Here is a 15,955-nt window from a genome sequence, read left to right as displayed (position 1 = left end):
GATCTGGGCTCGATGCCTCTATGCCTCCGTCAGCAGTGGATAGACCCCGTTCTCGTCATGATCCTCACGTCCGGTGAGCGCCGGCGTGAAGATGCACAGAAAGGTACTGTCCACAATCGGCTTGATCGTGTGGTTGTCGGCATCATCCAGAATGTGCAGGGTGCCGGGTTCGATGATGTGCTCTTCGTTCTCGTCCCGGTCAATCAGAATCATCTTGCCGGAGATGCAGAACACCGCTTCTACGTGGTTCGCATAGCAGATGTCGGTTTCCGTTCCGGCGTAGACCACCGTCTCGGACACGGAGTAGCCGAATCCGTCCGATGCGAGCAGAATACGCTTGCTCCGCCACGCGCCGCTTGCAGCCGTGACATCCCGTTCCGTGCCTTCGATGTCCGAAAGCCTACGAACCTGCATGACAGTCCTCCTGATCATTCTTCATGTACGACATGAACCGAGCCTGTTTCTAGTGCGCTTTCAGTGATTTCAGCAGCTCTATATAGACGCTGTTGAACCGGGCGCCTTTGTCCAGGTAAGCGACTCCGACCATTACCTCCGCTCGCAGGAATTTGACGAGTACGCCGCAGTCCAACTGGTCCAGATCTCCACAGACGAGCTCCATGGAGTCGGATATCTTCGGGTTGCCGGCGATCTGGACGCGCAGTCCGAAGACCTCGGTGGCTATGCTGGGGAAGTATCCGATGCGGGAGGTTTTTGAATCGTGGCCCAGAGACGACGCGACAGACCTACCCGCAAGGTCGCCGGTGTCGATCGCGTTCTTCCAGAATTCCATACGTGTGAGGCTTTCCGTCGTCCACGGGTCGGGGTAACGAGCTATATCCCCGGCCGCGAACACGTCCTCGCACTCCGGCACGCGCATGTATTCATCGACGCGTACCCCGTCAGACAGGTCCAGTCCGTTTCCCTGCAGCCATTCCACGTTGGGAACGCTGCCGATCGCCTCAATGAAGAGGGAACGGTTCGACGAGAATTCCAGGTTCGACGCGTCCGAGCGGCGGCAAAGCAGTTCCTTCGCGGAATCGCCCGTGAGGAACGTGACGCCATTCTGTGTGATCCAACGTCGCAGTGCAATTGCGATGCGCTTACCGAGGATGTTCTCGAACGGCCCGTTTCGCATCGCTTCCAGCATGACGACTTCGCAACCGTACTCCTTGGCCAGTGAGGCCAGCTCGCAAGCGACGAATCCGGCGCCTGCGATCGTGATTTTTTTGCTGGTTTGAAGCTCGTTATGGATGTGCTGCGCATCGTCCAGACTCCGCAGGGTTCTGTGCGTATGGAACGTGCACTCGTTGGTGCCCTCGACCGAGGTGCGCGGGCGCACACCCGCGGCAATGACGAGAGCGTGGTATGCGAAGGATTCGCCTGTGCTCAGACCCAGCACCTTGTTACGCAGGTCCGCACTCTCGACTCTGGTGTCGAGACGCCAGGTCAGAGCCTTGTGTTCGACTCCATTGACCTTCAGGTCCTCGGCGATGGCCATTTCGGGGGTGTCCGACAACGGGTACCGCCTCTTCGTCAGACCCGGCCGGTTGTAGGTACGGTGGACCTCATCTCCGAAGATGACGATCCTGGCGTCGACCTTGCACCTGAGCAGAGCCTTGGCCGCTCGCAGGCCGGCTATGCCGGAGCCGACAATGCCGATGAGCGGCTCTCCACCAGTCATGCGGCATCACGGTTCAAAAGGATTGCCTGCAGCGGGCAGGAGTCGATGGCGTCCTCGATGTCGTCGATGTGCTCTTCATCGAACGACTCGTGATACTGAAGCTCCCCATCGGTGTCGAGCTCGAAGTTGGCCGGAGCCGAAATTGCGCACAGCCCGTGGTTCTGGCACTTGATTCGATCGACGAAGATCTTCACAATTTCCTCCAACGTGAACGTGATTCAGGAACGCGGGGTGAAGGTGATCGGCAGCTTGTTCGCGCCAGTGTTTCCGGAATCAGGCAGCCACTCGGCATCCTCTCCCACCCGCAGATCGGTCATTCGCGTAGCCAACGCCGAGAGAGCCACACCTATGTCTGCTCTGGCGACGAAGTGCCCAAGGCAGTGATGCAGGCCGCCACCGAACGCAAAGTGGGGTGAACGGTCGGCGTCGAGGTCGATGCGGTCCGGGTTGTCGAATTCGGCCGGATCAGTGGCCGATGTCAGGGTGAACAGATGGAGTGTCGTACCCTTCTCGATCGTCCGCTCCTTGTGCTGGAACGTCTCGGCCGCCTCGCGTGAGATCCATCGGCCGATCGGATTTACGCGAAGCGCTTCCTCGACTGCCTTGGCGGAGTAGCGATCAGGATGTGCGGCCAACTTCTCCCACTGGTCCTGTTGCTTCGAAAAAGCTTCAACAGACAGGGCCAGTTGATTTCGGGTCGTGTCTATCCCTGCGAAAATGAGCAGGATGATGAGATTGATCAGTTCCTGATCCGAGAGTTTGCCGGCGTCCTTGTCCCTCGTCTGCACCAGGGTGCTCAGGATGTCGTTCTGAGGCGAGTCCCTCCGACTTTGCACCAGGAACTCGGCGTACTGAGTGAGTTCGCTGATGGCGTCGTCGATCCGTGCGATGTTTTCCTGGATGGTGACACCGAGTCCGAGCCCGATCGTGGACGCGAGCTCATGGATCTTCTTCCAGTCGTGCTCGTCGATACCCAGCAGTATGCACAGAATCCTGGTCGCATACGGTGCCGCGAAGCGACTGGCGAATTCAGTCCGACCGTCATCGATCCATTCGTCTATGAGGCTGTCCGCCAGTGATTCGAACCGCGAATGCAGCGGTTCGATCCGGCGCGGCGAGAACGCCGGATTGACCAGGCGTCGGATCCTGTTGTGCTCGGCGCCCTCCAGCACAAGCAGGGTCTTCTGCCACCAACGGTCGAAGTGCCCGTCGACCACTCCGTGTTGAGCCGGCCACTTGGCGGACCCCTGTGTCAGACGAGGACTCTTCAGGAGGAAGCTGCTGTCCTCGTAGGAGAGGACGGCGATGCCCCAGTCGGTTCGTGCGTACCAATGTGTCGCTCGCGCCTTCCGTACTTCCGCCGAGTCCATGCGAAAGTGTTCGTGGCTGATGTCGAGGTACAGAGTTGTGGGCTGCTGTGCCATGGCAGACGACTCCCAATCGTCGAATTCCGTGCTGATCGAATCGTTCGTCGCTGATCGGATCAATCGGCACTCAAGGGGCCGATACGGTAGAGCACCTCGTCGTGGTGACTGTCGGCGAAGAGGCTGCTGGGGAACAGCACGCGAGTCTCAATGGGCGCCGAGTACTTCTTGGCGAACTGCTTCAGCACCATGATGATCGACTTGTTCTCGGCCGAGACCGTGGCTTCGACGTACCGGACGCCCTTGGCCACCTGCTGGTCGGCCGCGGCCTGGAAGAGCTTCACGCCGAGGAAGGGAATGCCGTGGCGCGAATTGACTGCGGTTTGCCAGACGAAGTACGTGTCGGGCTCGTCAGGGCGGCGATAGCCCGTGAGGAAGCCGACGAGTTCGTCGTTCACGGTCGTAACCAGTGAACCGTCGGCGAAATCCCGGAACCACAGCGTGTAGTAGTAGAGGCTGTTGGAGTCCAGGCCGGGGGTGTTCTCGACCAGCTTCCACACGGCCGGGCCGTCCTCGGGCACCGGTGCCCGGAAGATCGCCTGCTTGTCGGCGACGGTGGCCTGGACCGTGTCGGCCGCGGAGGCAGTGGTGATCGTCATGGTCAGACCGCCTCGGTTTCTGTCGGGAGGGAGTGGACGATCATGGTGGGGTGGGTCCTTTCGCTGTCGGCGGTACCGGGCGCGGTCATGCCGTTTCGAAGACCGCGCGTTGAGTGATGCGCAGTCCTTCGTCGAGGTCGTCGGCGGTGATGGTCAGCGGCGGCAGCAGCTTGACGACCTGGCCATGTACTCCGGAGGTCTCGATGAGGAGTCCGAGTTCGAAGGCCCGGCGTGCGGCGCGGCCGGCGTGCCGGGGATCGGAGAGCTCCAGGCCCCAGACCATCCCGCGGCCGCGGTAGCCGGATCCGCTGTGGTGCGCGGCGCTGTCGCGGAGCGCGGCTTCGATGGTCTGGGCATGTGCCAGCGTCTGCTGCTCCAGCTTGTCGTCGTGCCAGTAGGCGTTGAGCGTGGCGGCCGCGGTGACGAAGGCGGGGTTGTTGCCGCGGAACGTGCCGTTGTGTTCGCCCGGCTCCCAGACGTCCAGTTCCGGTCGGAACAGGCACAGGGACATGGGCAGTCCGTACCCGCTGATCGACTTGGAGACAGTGACGATGTCCGGCGTGATGCCGGCCTCCTCGAAGGAGAAGAACGCTCCGGTGCGGCCGCAGCCCATCTGGATGTCGTCGACGATCAGCAGCATGTCATGCTCCTGACAGAGAAGAGCGAGGGCGCGCAACCACTCCGGGCGAGCCACGTTGATGCCACCCTCGCCCTGGATCGTCTCCACGATCACGGCGGCCGGCCGGTCCAGCCCGGAGCCGTGGTCCCCGAGCAACCGCTCGAACCACAGGAAGTCGGGTGTCTTCCCGTCCATGTAGTGGTCGAAGGGCATGGGAGTGGTGTGCACCAGCGGCACGCCGGCACCGGCCCGTTTGAAGGCGTTGCCGGTCACTGCCAGGGAGCCCAGCGACATGCCGTGGAAGGCGTTGGTGAAGGAGACGACCGTCTCGCGCCCCTTGACCTTGCGGGCCAGCTTGAGAGCGGCTTCGACGGCGTTGGTGCCCGTCGGGCCCGGGAACATGACCTTGTACGGCAGGTCCCGCGGCCGAAGGATCATGTTCTGGAAGGACTCGAGGAACGTGCGCTTGGCCGTGGTCGACATGTCCAGGCCGTGGGTGACGCCGTCGCGCTCCAGGTGGTCGAGCAGGGCGCGCTTCAACACCGGGTTGTTGTGGCCGTAGTTGAGCGATCCGGCGCCGGCGAAGAAGTCGAGGTACTCGTGTCCGTCCTCGTCGTACATACGGCTGCCCCGAGCACGGTCGAACACGGTGGGCCAGTTGCGGCAGTAGCTGCGTACCTCCGACTCCAGGGTCGTGAAGACGCTCAGGTCGGGCTGGGTGAGTGTCATGCCGCGACCTGCCCTTGCTGTGAGGCGAGTACGAAGTCGGTGAAGGTGTCCACCGAGACGAAGTCGTCCGCGTCCAGGTCCTCCGGGTCGACGACCAGGCCGATGGAGTCCTCCAGGGACATCAGCATCTCCAGCATGGTGGTGGAGTCGAGGTGCAGGTCGTCGAAGAGCTTCACATCGCCGGTCAGACCGGTGACGGGGCGCTCCAGGACGTCGGTGAGGGCCTTCTCCAGGGCGGTGAGAACGTTCTGGCGGTCCATGGTCATGTCCTTACGTCTGGTGAGGAGTTGCTGTGGTCGGGTGCGGGGGACGATCAGTGGGCGAGGCGGGCCTGCAGCGCCTCGGTGATGACCGAGGTGGCCTGGGTCTGCTCGACCAGGGCGGCCAGCTTCTTGCGGTCGACCTTGCCGTTGCCGTTGGTGGGCAGGGCGTCGAGGCGGACGCAGCGGCGAGGGATCTTGAAGGGCTCGATGTGGTCGCGCATGCCCTCGCGCACCTCGTCCGCCGTGATGTCGGCGACCACCGCGAGGATCGCGGTCCGCCCGCCCTCGGGCGGCAGTACGGCGGCGGAGGTCACCCCGTCGACACGAGTGGCGGCGGCCTCGACCTCGGTGGCGCTGAGACGGAAGCCCCGCTCCTTGTACAGGTCGTCCCGGCGGCCGGAGAAGTAGAGGTAGCCCTCCTTGTCCTGCCAGCCGTAGTCGCCGGTGCGCAGCTCGGGGAACAGTCCCCCCGTTCGGGGAAAACGCTCGGCGGTCAGCTCGGGGCGCCGCCAGTAGCCGGCCATGACGTTCGGTCCGCGGACCACGAACTGGCCGATCTCACCCGTCGGCAGGCGTTCGCCGTCGTCGCCGATGACGAAGACCTCGGTGCCGGGCAGCGGCATGCCGCAGGAGCCGGGGTGGGTCAGATCGCCGTCGGGCGGCATGATCGCGGTGCGCTTGCACTCGGTCAGGCCGTACATGACCTGGATCCGCAGCTGGGGCAGCGCGCCGCGCAGCGCGGACATGGTGCTGTCCGACAGGGCCGCGCCGGTGTTGGTGAGCAGTCGCAGCTTGCTGAGCTTTCCGGTGCTGCGACGCAGGAGCCAGGCGAGGCGGTCCGCGACGGAGGGCACACCCGGCAGGACCGTGGCGCCGGCGGCCTCCAGACTGCGCAGGAGCGGCGGGCCGGCCTCGGCGACCGTGCCCAGGTGGAGCCGGGCGCCGCTGAGCGCGGACAGATACACCTGGTAGAGGCCGTAGTCGAAGGACAGCGGCAGCGGGCAGTACACCACGTCGTCGGCGCGGTAGTTCAGACAGGCCTGGATGGCCGTCACCGAGAACAGAACCTGCTGGTGGGTGCTGACCACGGCCTTGGGCAGGGAGGTGGTGCCGGAGGTGTAGATCAGGCTGACCGGGTCCACGCTGAGAGTGCCGGGGTTCTCGGGCAGCCGGGCGGAGACGGTCCGCGGGTCGAGAGCCGCGCGCACAAGCTCCTCGATCCTCAGGAACGTCAGATGGTGCCGCACCGCGGTGTGGGCCACCTCCGGGTCGTCGGACACCAGGAGTTCGGGCTCGCAGTCCTGCACGACATGCTCGAGCGGGCCGCCGCGCACCTGCTCGTGCAGGACGCTGAAGACGATGCCGAGGCGGGACGCGGCGTACACGAGAAGCGCGATGCCAAGACCGTCCGACGCGGTGACGACCATACGGTCGCCGCGCTTGAGGCCCTCCACGTGGAGGCGGCCTGCCATGCGCACGCTGGCCTCGGCGAGTTCACCGTAGGTGAGGCTGCCGCCCTGTGTGCTGAGCGCCACGGAGTGCGGGCTGCGCTCGGCGGCCTGGTCGAGCAGTTCGTGCAGCAGCTGGGCTGGGCGGGTCATCAGGTCTCCTCGGCAGTGGGGTTGAGGGCGGTCGCCGGGTCCGTCCTGCGGTACGGGACGACGGTGGTGGCGGTGGCGGTGCACACGAGCTGGGGTGCGTCGAGGACCGCGGCGACGCTCTCGCCCGATTCCGGGCGGGCGCTGAGGACCTTGTGCGCCTGGAGCTCGACCACCCGGCGCAGCCTGGTCCGTCGTACCAGCCGCCCGCGTGCCTCGATGTAGTCGCCCGGTTTCACGGGGGCGGTGAAGCGGAGGTCGCTGTACTGGGACAGCAACCCCTCGTCGCCGTCCGTGCGGATGGTGATCTCGGTGACCAGATCGCCGAACAGGCGCAGGATGCGGGCGCCGTCCACCAGGCCGCCCCCGTAGTGGGCCTCCTCCTGGCCGATGCGTACGCGGAGGAAGGCGGTGGTCTCGGTCGTCTCGGATGTCCTGGGGGTCTCGGTGGCCTTGGTGGTCTCCGGGGCTTGTTCATCGCGGGCGCTGTGCTGGACGGTGGTCGTGTTGGTGTTCGGCGGCGACACGGCGTCAGGCTCCTTTGATTGTTCTCGACCGTCTTCGGCTGCCGCACCGGCGGCCCGGGGGAGGCCGATGGCGATGGCGGCTACGACGTTCTGTTTGTGGGTGATGGACACCGAGACGAAGGTCGGGGCCAATTGCGCGGCCCGCCCTCGCAGGTGGACGACGGGGGCACCGTGCGATGTGTGCTCCACACATATCTCTCGTGGTGCCACTCCCTGGAGGAAGCCGATTCCCAGGACCTTGAACACGGCCTCCTTGGCGGCGAACCGACCGGCCAGGAACTCCAGGAGCCGGTGGGCACCGAGGGTCTCGGCGTGGGCGAGTTCCTCCGGGGCGAAGGCGAAGCGCAGGAACCAGGGGCGCTCGACCAGGCGTCGGAGTTCTGAGCAGTCGAGGACATCCAGTCCGATCCGGGCGGCCTGGTTTGCCGCGGTGTTCATCCGGATGCGGTGCGGAAATCGACGAGGTGCTGCTTGGCCAGCAGATCCTCCGTGCTGTCGCGCTCTCGGACCACATGGGCCCGCCCGCCGTGCACGAGGACCTCGGCCGGGTAGCCGTGGCTGAGGAAGAGCCCGGGTGAGGCGGTGGGCCCGTAGGCCCCGGACCGCTCCACCGCCAGCAGGTCTCCCGGCCGGACTTCCGGCAGCCGCACCTTCTTGGCGACCACGTCGTTGGGCGTGCACAGCGGTCCGGTCACGGTGTAGGGCCGCAGGGCTCCGGCAGACCGGTTCCCCAGGTGGCGGATCGGGAAGTTGCGCTTGACGAAGCTCCCGACGCCGACGGCGGCCATGTGGTGGTTGGTGCCACCGTCGGCGACCACGAAGCTCTCCCCCATGGAGTCCTTCACATAGCGGGCCCGGACGATGTACGTGCCGGCCATGGCCGTCAGGAACCGTCCCAGCTCCATGATCATCCGGCAGTGCGGGTTGCGCGCGGAGAAGGAGGACAGGGCGTCCGCCAGTCCGGTCCCCAGCGCGTCGAGGTCCAGGTCCTCCTCGTTGTCGAAGTAGGCGACGCCGAGCCCGCCGCCGAAGTCCACGGTTTCCAGGGGGAAGCCGAGTCGGCCGGCCAGTTCCTCCGCGGTGGCCAGGATCTGTCGGGTGTTGTGGACGATGTCCTCGTGGTTCAGGAACCGTGTCCCCATGTAGGCGTGCACCCCCTTCACGCGGATGTTGCGCAGGGCCGCGAGCCGGTGCTTGGAGTCACGCAGTTCGGCTTCATCGATGCCGAACTGCCGGGGCTTGCCTCCCATGGCCAACCCTGACCCCTTGCTGCCGAAGGCAGGGTTCACACGCAAGAGCACCGGGAACTCGTCACGGCCGGCCCTTGCCAGCAGCGAGTCCAGCAGGTCGAGTTCCTCCAGCGACTCGCAGACGACCGCGTGGATTCCGGCTTCGATACACGCGACGAGCTCCCGTTCGTCCTTGCCGGGGCCGAGGAAGATGATGTCCTGCGGCGAGACTCCGGCTCGTAGAGCGGTGATCAGTTCGGCATAGGAGGAAACCTCGGCGCCGGTGCCCAACGAATTCAGCAGTGCGCAGACGCTGATGTTGGGGTTGGCCTTGAGGGAGTAGAAGACGTCGGCACCGGCGGGCAGTATGCCGCGCAGCTTTCGGTGCGTGCTTTCCAGGATGTCCGCGTCGTAGACGAACAGCGGGGTGCCGAACTCCTCGGCCAACGCTGACATCGTGATTCCCTGGATGTGGAACTTCGAGGTGGTCATATCAATCACTGCCATCCGCCGTCATCGAGCCAGAGGAACACGAATCGCTTCTCCGCGAGTGAGCTTTCCGGGGTGGATATCTGGTCTTTCATCGCTCGCCTCTCCAGCTGCTGAGTTTTCCAACTGCCTTGATTCTGCGAGCTTTTGTGCGGCGACGGAAGAAGTGACGGGTGGACTGAATCGGTCCTGACCTAATCAGTCCCGAATCCGGAAACGAGAGGTACTTCAGCGCGTCGCAGGCACCATTCAGCAAGTTGAGGGGACGCGGCGGCAGCGCGTTCCCAGATCCGCTCCGCGGTCGTCTCGGCCTCGTTCAGCGAGGCGACGCGGAGGAAGAGACCGATGACAGGGTGAGGCCATGCCCGGCGGTGCACGCTGACGTGTTCGAGAACGTCCGGTGCGGTGGCTTCGAGTACCTGCCTGATGTCAGCCGGCAGGGGGGCATCGCCTGGGGGGACAAGTGCGAGATGGACGAGATACATGAGGCAACTGTCGCTCGGCTGCCCGTCGACCAGCGACTGTCCGGACCATCAAGGCCGGAAGAGTCCTCTCGCGGCCGCCTGCACGCCGGCCTGGAAGCGGCTTCGCGCGCCGAGGTGGCCCATGAGTTTCGTGGCGATACGACGTGCCGTGCGGGCCGACACGCCCAGCCGCGCCGCGACGGACTCGTCGGTGTGCCCGAGGGACAACAGCCGCAGGGCTTCCATCTGCTGAGGGTTCAGCCCCTGCTCATCGGCGGGCAAGGTGGTCGCACCCATCGGCTGGGCGGACTGCCAGACGCTCTCGAACAGGGCACAGAGCGATGAGACCACTCCTGGCGTCTGCAGGACCACTGCGCCGGCGCCGGTGTCATCGGGGTCGGCGGCGACGATCGCGATTCTCCGGTCACAGATGATCATGCGGTTCGGTAACGCGGGGGCGGTACGAATGCGCCCGCCGAGCGCGGCCAGCCGGTCCGCGTGCGCCACCGTGACAGGATCGTTGCGGGCGCTGTCGAGATACACGGTGCGCATCCGGACGCCGTGTTCCAGCAGATCCTCGGCGAGCGGCCGCGAGTTGCGCACATTGGCCGCCGTCTGGGCTCCCCCCGGAGCGAATGTCAACAACTCGTCCTCGACCCTGTCGTACAAATTCGCCAGGTAGTCGCGGACGCGGTCGACCCCCTTCAGACGCTGCGACTCGTCCCCGCCACCTTCGTGAGTGAACTCCGATTTGATCTGTACGACGGCCGCCTGAGCCTCTTGCACACGCTGCTGTTGCGCGGCCAGCTCGGCGCGTTGCCTCGACAGCAGGATCTCCGCGGCGAGATGCGCGTCAACCGCGTGAAAACGCTGGAGATCTTCGGAGGAATGCCGTACCAGAGCCAGTTCACTGAGAGTGTCAAGTGCTGTCAGTACCGCCTGCTCGGTCAGCTGGAGGCGGTACATCAGATCGGCCACACCGTCCTGCGGGTGCGCCAGCATCTCGCGGTAGACCACCTCGGCCGTGGCGTCCATTCCCAGGACGTCGAACATGCAACTCCCCTCTCCAACCGTCGTGTTGCCGCTCGACGCTCATCCGTTCCCGTGGTTGTCCTCCGACTGGACGGTTCCGGCCGTCAAGGGCGTGGAGGCGACAGCGCTCACGTGAACGGTCTCCGGTGCGGTGGCGTCGGAAGAGCCCGTGATTCCGCCGACGAACGCTCCGAGAGCAAGGACAGCGGCGGCGATCGGGGTGGCGCGCATGAGTGAACTCCTTTGAAGGACGAATCCGTTCGACTCCGCTGATGCTGCCGATCCGTCTTCCCGGCTCGTTCCCCTCCGGACACCCGCCCGGTCCCCACGCCGTGAGCCGCCCGGCGCCCCCGCTCACCGTGCGGTTTCCGGCACCTTCATGAGGGAGAAGAGGTTGTCCGCCGCAGCGCGGTGCTCCCGGGCGAGCCGCGCGTCCCCTTGGGCCTCCGCGGTACGGGCGAGGCCCCACAGCGCGCACGCCTCGTCATAGCGCAGCTCCATTCGGCAGGCGATCTCATGGGCCAGCAGCTGCTGGTCCTTCGCCGTGTCCAGGTCACTCTGTGCGTACCGCACGCGGCCGACCGCGAGGTGCACGGCGGCGCGGTGGATGTCGCCGGTACTGCCGGCGGCCTTGGCGAGTGCGTGGTCGGAGCTGTCCGCCGCCTCCTCCAGCTCGCCCATGCGCACCAGTACGTCCGCTCTGCGGGCGAGTACGAGCGGCAGTTCCGCGAGCATGTTCATCCGCCGGCACCGCTCCAGTGCCGCGTCGGTCCGAGCGAGCGCCTCCTCGAAGCGGCCCAGGCCCTCGACCGCCTGGGAGAGATAGCTCAGCGCGGACACGGAGAGCTGTACCTCCTTGATCGAGTCGAAGATGGCCACCGCCCGCTCCGCCGATTCCACCGCCTCCTCGAACCGCCCGAGCCGCACCTGGATCAGGCTCAGCATGCTGAGCGACGAACCGTCGAGCCGGGTGAAGCCGAGCTCCCGCGCACGCTCGCTGGCCTCCTGACTCAGCTGCAGGGCGCGTTCCAGCTCCCCCATGCTGTTGTAGGCCTGTCCGAGGCGGGCCCGGCACTCCGCCTCGCTGTGCTCGTCCTCCATCTGCCGGGACAGGTCGACGGCTTCCTCGAGGCGGGCGACCGCGCCACTCAACTGCCCCAGCCGCCACTTGCCCATGGCCAGGTTCATCAGGTTCAGCCGGGCCAACGACGGATCCCCGAGCCGAGTGGACGCCTTGACACCCTTCTCCAGCGCTACGTTGGCGCTGGCGTCGTAGCCGCGAATGCTGGAGTGGAAGCCCAACTCGCGCGGCAGCCGCGCGGCATGCCACAGCAGCCCTTCGTCGTATGCGGCGTCCACCGCGGCCAGCAGACTCTCACGGTGTTGGTCGAGCCACTGCAGCGCCCTGTCCTTGTGGCCGAACCCGCTGCCGGCCACGCCCTCTTCGTCGGTGTCCCCGACGCGGCGGCGTCCGGGAAACAGCGTGTCGCAGGCGAGTTCCGCCGTGCGCAGATAGTGGTCGAGCAGGCGCTCCGTCGCCTGCCCGTCCTGGGGTGCCCGCTCACCCTGCGCGACCCGCTGGACGAAGCTGCGCACCAGGTCGTGCAGGGCGTACACCCCCGGCTCCCTGGCTTCGAGGAGCCGGATGTCGACCAGTTCTTCCAGTACGTCCTCGGCCGTCAGGGCATCGGTGTCCAGGAGCGCGGCGGCTTCGTCGGCGTCCAGATAGCGCCCCGGGTGGTGACCCAGAAGCCGGAAGGCGGTTCGCTGCTCCAGCGGCATGGACTGGTACGACAGCAGCAGCGCGCTCGCGACTCCCCTTCCCTCACTGGTGAGTTCGTCCAGCCGTCGGTTGTGGTCCCTCAGCCGCTCGACGAGTCGCTGGACGCTCCAGCGCGGACGGTTCGCCAGCCGGGCTGCCGCGATCCTGACGGCCAGCGGGAGCCCGCCGCACAGCCGCAGCAGCTCACGGGCCGAGTCCGGTTCTCGCTCGACGCGTTCGGCACCGAGGGTGTTACGCAGGATCTGGTGGCTGTCCAGCTCCGGAAGGGCGCCCACGGAGAGCCACTCGGCGCCGTCAAGTCCGGTCAGCCGCGGGCGGCTGGTGATCAGGACCAGGCTGTCGCAGAAGGCGGGGATCAACTCCCGCACCTGCTCGGACGAGGCGCTGTTGTCCAGGACAAGGAGCATCTGACGGCCCCGCATGTAGGACTGCCACCGCGCGGCACGTCCGGCCGGCACTGTGGAGATCTCCTCGCTGGGAATGCCGGCTGCCGCGAGCAGGTCGCCCTGCGCCTGGAACGGGCTGAGCGGCGTCTGGCCCGGCGTGAAGCCGTGCAGGTCGATGAAGAGACTGCCGTCCGGGTACCGCTCGGCCAGTTGGTGCGCGGCCCGCACGGCGAGGGTCGTCTTGCCGCCGCCGCCCATGCCGTCGAGAGCCAGGACCGTCGGCGAGCCGTCCTGGGCTCCGCGGGCCCTCTCACAGATCCACTGCAGCTCGTGGCTGCGGCCGGAGAAGTCGGGCACGTCGAACGGCAGTGCGTGCGGAGCCTCGGTCTCCTGGTGGGGGACGGCAGGAGCCGCCGCGCGTTCCGGGCGGGAGATCGACGGGTCCTGGCGCAGGATGCGCTCGTGGAGCCCGGTCAGCTCCGCGCCGGGGTCGATGCCCAACTCGTCGGCGAGTTGCTCCCGGGCGCGGCTGAACTCATCGAGTGCGGCGGCCTGTTGGCCGGAGTGGTAGAGGGCGAGCATGAGCCGGCTGCGCAGCGTCTCACGCAGCGGATGCTCGTCGACCAGGGCACGCAGCTCGCCCGTGATCCCGGCGGCCTCGCCCGCGTCGAGGAGCAGACCGTAGAGCTGCTCGGCGGCGGTGAGCCGCTGCTCCTCCAGCGCGGTCGAAGCGGCATCGACCACACGGCCACCGGATCCGGCAAGCACCGGCCCCCGCCACAGCGCCAGCGCCTCCCGTAACCGCGCGACCGCCCCCTCCTGCTCGTTCGCCTCCAGTGACTCCCTCGCCTGACTCAACCGCCGCTGGAAGCGCAGTAGATCGAGTTCCTCGGTGTCGACGACCGCGCGGTATCCCGACCCGTCGGTGACGATGATGCCGTGGCCGTGCGGAATACGGCCGCGCAGTTTGGCCACTGTCTTGCGCACCTGGTGCTCGGAGCTGTCCGGCGGCTCCTCCTGCCATGCGGCTGCGATCAGGCGGGAGAGGGGCACGACGCGCCCGGCTTCCAGGAGCAGTGTCACGAGGACGCGTTGCTGCAACGCACTGTTGAGGGGCAGGAGTTCGCCGCCGACGCGGACTTCCAGGGACCCCAGTACGGCGAACTCCGGTCGGGTACCCGAGTCGTCCTGAATGCCCTCTGCTGTCACGGTCCGTACCCCGCCCTCTCCCGTCAGCGGTGGGAATCAGACCGAGAAATTAGATCATTCCTACGGAGCATGCGCCAGGAATGATCAGGCCGAATCCCGTCCCTGAGTCCTCGCCTGCCCCGGAAGGGGGCATGGCATGGCTGTCGGGCGCGTTTCTCCGCATGACCTAACGGATTTGAGCCACCAGGTCATCTCGGGCCTTGGCGATCCGCTCACGGGTGAGCTCCGGTGTGTCCCCCTCGACGACCACATAGGCGCGCCGTGCGCGTGGGTCGCCGACGGGGGCGACCAAGTCGCCGACGGAGTAGGGGAATCGGGCGCCGCGTACCCATGGGGTCACGGCGATGTCCTCCGTGCCGGTGAGCGTCTCCAACCGTCCTTCGGGCAGCAGGAAGAAGCCGATCTCGGCGTACTGGTGCGCCTTCGGCACGACCGGGCGGCGGCCCAGGAGGCTCCTGAAGACCGCCGCCTCCAGGTCGAACCCGCGCGCGCTCTCGAAGAGCAGGGGGATACCGTCGGCACCGAGGTGTGCGCGACAGGACACGATCCGCGGCCCCTGGGGCAGCAAGGCCACCATCGTGTGGGCCGGGCCGGAGCGGTATCCGCTCGCCGTCAGCCGCTCCTGGACCACCGCCTCGATGGTGCGGCGCTCAAAGTCGGTCACCGGCGCCGGATGGAGGTAGCCCGTCACGTGGAAGTGCGGAGGTCCCGTGGTGCGTTGAGCCGTCAGTCCCAGGACATGGTGGTTCCCGTTCACGCTCAGGGTCTCGACGCTCACCCTGGGAGCCGACAGGGGTTCCTGTACGTCCCCTTCGAGGACCCGGAGGCGCTCGTACACCGCCGGCGGGTTCGTGGACAGGCCCAACTGCCATGCCTCCCGGATCACCGACGGGGCGGGATTGCCGTGTCCGCCGTGCAGCACGGCGTCGATGCCATGGCGCCGCGCGGTTCGCGCGATGACCTCGCGCAGTAGTGTCTCGTCGGAGAAATCGGTGAGCAGCAGCTCTTCGGATGCTTCTTCGACGCGGGGCGCGTAGTCGGACTCAAGCTGCGACGGATCCCATATCGACCAGAGGCGGAACCCCAGCTCGTTTCCTTTTCGTACGAGTTGGTGGCTCGGCATCACCAGGAGCAGCTTGAGCTGCGCGCTTCTCAGGAAGTGTGCACACATAAACGCCACCATGTGGTACGGCCTTCCCGTCCTCTTCCCCTTCTCTTCCCCTGTCCGAGTCGGCCGACGGACCTGGTGAGCGAGATGCGTAGGCAGCGGAGAGGGTCAGCGCGTGCGGACGGCATGGACGCGCGGAACCCCGTAGGTCAGCCGGCAGGGCTTGAGTTCTTGCGCTTGTTGGCGAGGAAGCGTTCCTTTTTCTCGCGATTCCCGCACGTGTTCATTTCGCACCATCTGCGTGTGCGGCCCCGGCTGGCGTCGAAGAAGGCGGCCCGGCACGTCGGCGATGAGCACAAGGAGATCTTTCCGGGGCGTTCTCCCGCGATGATGCTGATCGCATCCGCAGCGATCACGCTGAGAGCATCCTCTACAGAAGCGGAGCCCAGCCGCCACTCCCAGTTGCCCTCGGGCGTCAAGATCGGTGAGGCCTGGCCGTGAGTGCTGCAGTCATTGATGACTCGGACAGCTGGGGCGGGAAGTGGTTCCTGCTTCGCAACGGCGGTAGCGGCCGCGTGAATCGATTCCCGTAGCTCTCGTGCGTGGTCGAGCTGGGACTCCGTGCAGGAGTCGACCACGAGCCCGTTGACGGCCAACCAGTCCACGAGTCGGGACGGCACAGGGATGCGCTCCAGCGACTCGCCGCAGCGCTCCGTCAGAGTCGCCGTGAAGCTGGTCGCCAGCACCTTGCCGAGGCGGAACTCGGGAACATGCGCAACGGACATGGAACCATCTTAGCTGGTTCCGGCGGTCCA

At 66.3% G+C, this 15,955-nt stretch carries 15 protein-coding genes; all 15 read right to left on the bottom strand.

The window, feature by feature from the left end:
- Positions 1-18: 18 nt before the first annotated feature.
- Positions 19-414, bottom strand: coding sequence for an ectoine synthase (locus ACFZBP_RS05595; RefSeq protein WP_383456716.1), 396 nt, complete (start codon positions 412-414; stop codon positions 19-21).
- Positions 415-463: 49 nt separating this feature from the next.
- A complete protein-coding gene (locus tag ACFZBP_RS05590; RefSeq protein WP_391410196.1) occupies positions 464-1,681 on the bottom strand; it encodes an FAD-dependent oxidoreductase in 1,218 nt (405 codons plus the stop codon).
- Positions 1,678-1,875, bottom strand: a complete 198-nt coding sequence (locus ACFZBP_RS05585; RefSeq protein ID WP_234764268.1) for a ferredoxin — start codon at positions 1,873-1,875, stop codon at positions 1,678-1,680. The genes ACFZBP_RS05590 and ACFZBP_RS05585 overlap by 4 nt, the downstream gene beginning before the upstream one ends.
- Before the next feature lie 24 nt (positions 1,876-1,899).
- Positions 1,900-3,105, bottom strand: a complete 1,206-nt coding sequence (locus ACFZBP_RS05580; protein WP_391410193.1) for a cytochrome P450 — start codon at positions 3,103-3,105, stop codon at positions 1,900-1,902.
- Between the two features lie 59 nt (positions 3,106-3,164).
- A complete protein-coding gene (gene ectA, locus ACFZBP_RS05575) occupies positions 3,165-3,704 on the bottom strand; it encodes a diaminobutyrate acetyltransferase (protein WP_391410192.1) in 540 nt (179 codons plus the stop codon).
- An 85-nt stretch (positions 3,705-3,789) separates the two neighbouring features.
- Positions 3,790-5,052, bottom strand: coding sequence for a diaminobutyrate--2-oxoglutarate transaminase (gene ectB / locus ACFZBP_RS05570; protein ID WP_391410190.1), 1,263 nt, complete (start codon positions 5,050-5,052; stop codon positions 3,790-3,792).
- On the bottom strand, positions 5,049-5,312 hold the full coding sequence (locus tag ACFZBP_RS05565; RefSeq protein WP_383456703.1) for an acyl carrier protein: 264 nt from the start codon (positions 5,310-5,312) through the stop codon (positions 5,049-5,051). Before ACFZBP_RS05565 ends, ectB begins: the two co-directional genes overlap by 4 nt.
- A gap of 53 nt (positions 5,313-5,365) precedes the next feature.
- A complete protein-coding gene (locus ACFZBP_RS05560) occupies positions 5,366-6,916 on the bottom strand; it encodes an AMP-binding protein (protein ID WP_391410187.1) in 1,551 nt (516 codons plus the stop codon).
- Positions 6,916-7,878 (bottom strand): 4'-phosphopantetheinyl transferase superfamily protein, encoded by a 963-nt coding sequence (locus tag ACFZBP_RS05555; protein WP_391410185.1) that lies wholly within the window; start codon positions 7,876-7,878, stop codon positions 6,916-6,918. Before ACFZBP_RS05555 ends, ACFZBP_RS05560 begins: the two co-directional genes overlap by 1 nt.
- On the bottom strand, positions 7,875-9,161 hold the full coding sequence (locus ACFZBP_RS05550) for a diaminopimelate decarboxylase (RefSeq protein WP_383456694.1): 1,287 nt from the start codon (positions 9,159-9,161) through the stop codon (positions 7,875-7,877). Before ACFZBP_RS05550 ends, ACFZBP_RS05555 begins: the two co-directional genes overlap by 4 nt.
- Positions 9,162-9,691: 530 nt before the next feature.
- Positions 9,692-10,675, bottom strand: coding sequence for a helix-turn-helix transcriptional regulator (locus ACFZBP_RS05545; RefSeq protein ID WP_391410183.1), 984 nt, complete (start codon positions 10,673-10,675; stop codon positions 9,692-9,694).
- A gap of 39 nt (positions 10,676-10,714) precedes the next feature.
- Positions 10,715-10,885 carry a hypothetical protein gene (locus ACFZBP_RS05540; RefSeq protein WP_391410181.1) on the bottom strand — a complete coding sequence of 57 codons (171 nt, stop codon included), beginning with the start codon at positions 10,883-10,885 and terminating at the stop codon, positions 10,715-10,717.
- A 123-nt stretch (positions 10,886-11,008) separates the two neighbouring features.
- Complete coding sequence (locus ACFZBP_RS05535) at positions 11,009-14,032, bottom strand: BTAD domain-containing putative transcriptional regulator (RefSeq protein ID WP_391410179.1); 3,024 nt, start codon at positions 14,030-14,032, stop codon at positions 11,009-11,011.
- Between the two features lie 166 nt (positions 14,033-14,198).
- Positions 14,199-15,203: a phosphoribosylglycinamide synthetase gene (locus tag ACFZBP_RS05530; protein ID WP_391410177.1), complete on the bottom strand. Its 1,005-nt coding sequence runs from the start codon at positions 15,201-15,203 to the stop codon at positions 14,199-14,201.
- A gap of 146 nt (positions 15,204-15,349) precedes the next feature.
- The gene (locus ACFZBP_RS05525) at positions 15,350-15,925 is read right to left on the bottom strand and encodes an ABATE domain-containing protein (RefSeq protein WP_391410175.1); all 576 of its coding nucleotides are present in this window, start codon (positions 15,923-15,925) and stop codon (positions 15,350-15,352) included.
- Positions 15,926-15,955: the final 30 nt, after the last annotated feature.

The sequence above is a fragment of the Streptomyces sp. NPDC008086 genome (assembly GCF_042957325.1).
Taxonomy (GTDB): domain Bacteria; phylum Actinomycetota; class Actinomycetes; order Streptomycetales; family Streptomycetaceae; genus Streptomyces.
The sequence above is the reverse complement of the archived record's forward strand: the minus strand, read 5'-3'. Positions and strand labels throughout refer to the sequence as shown.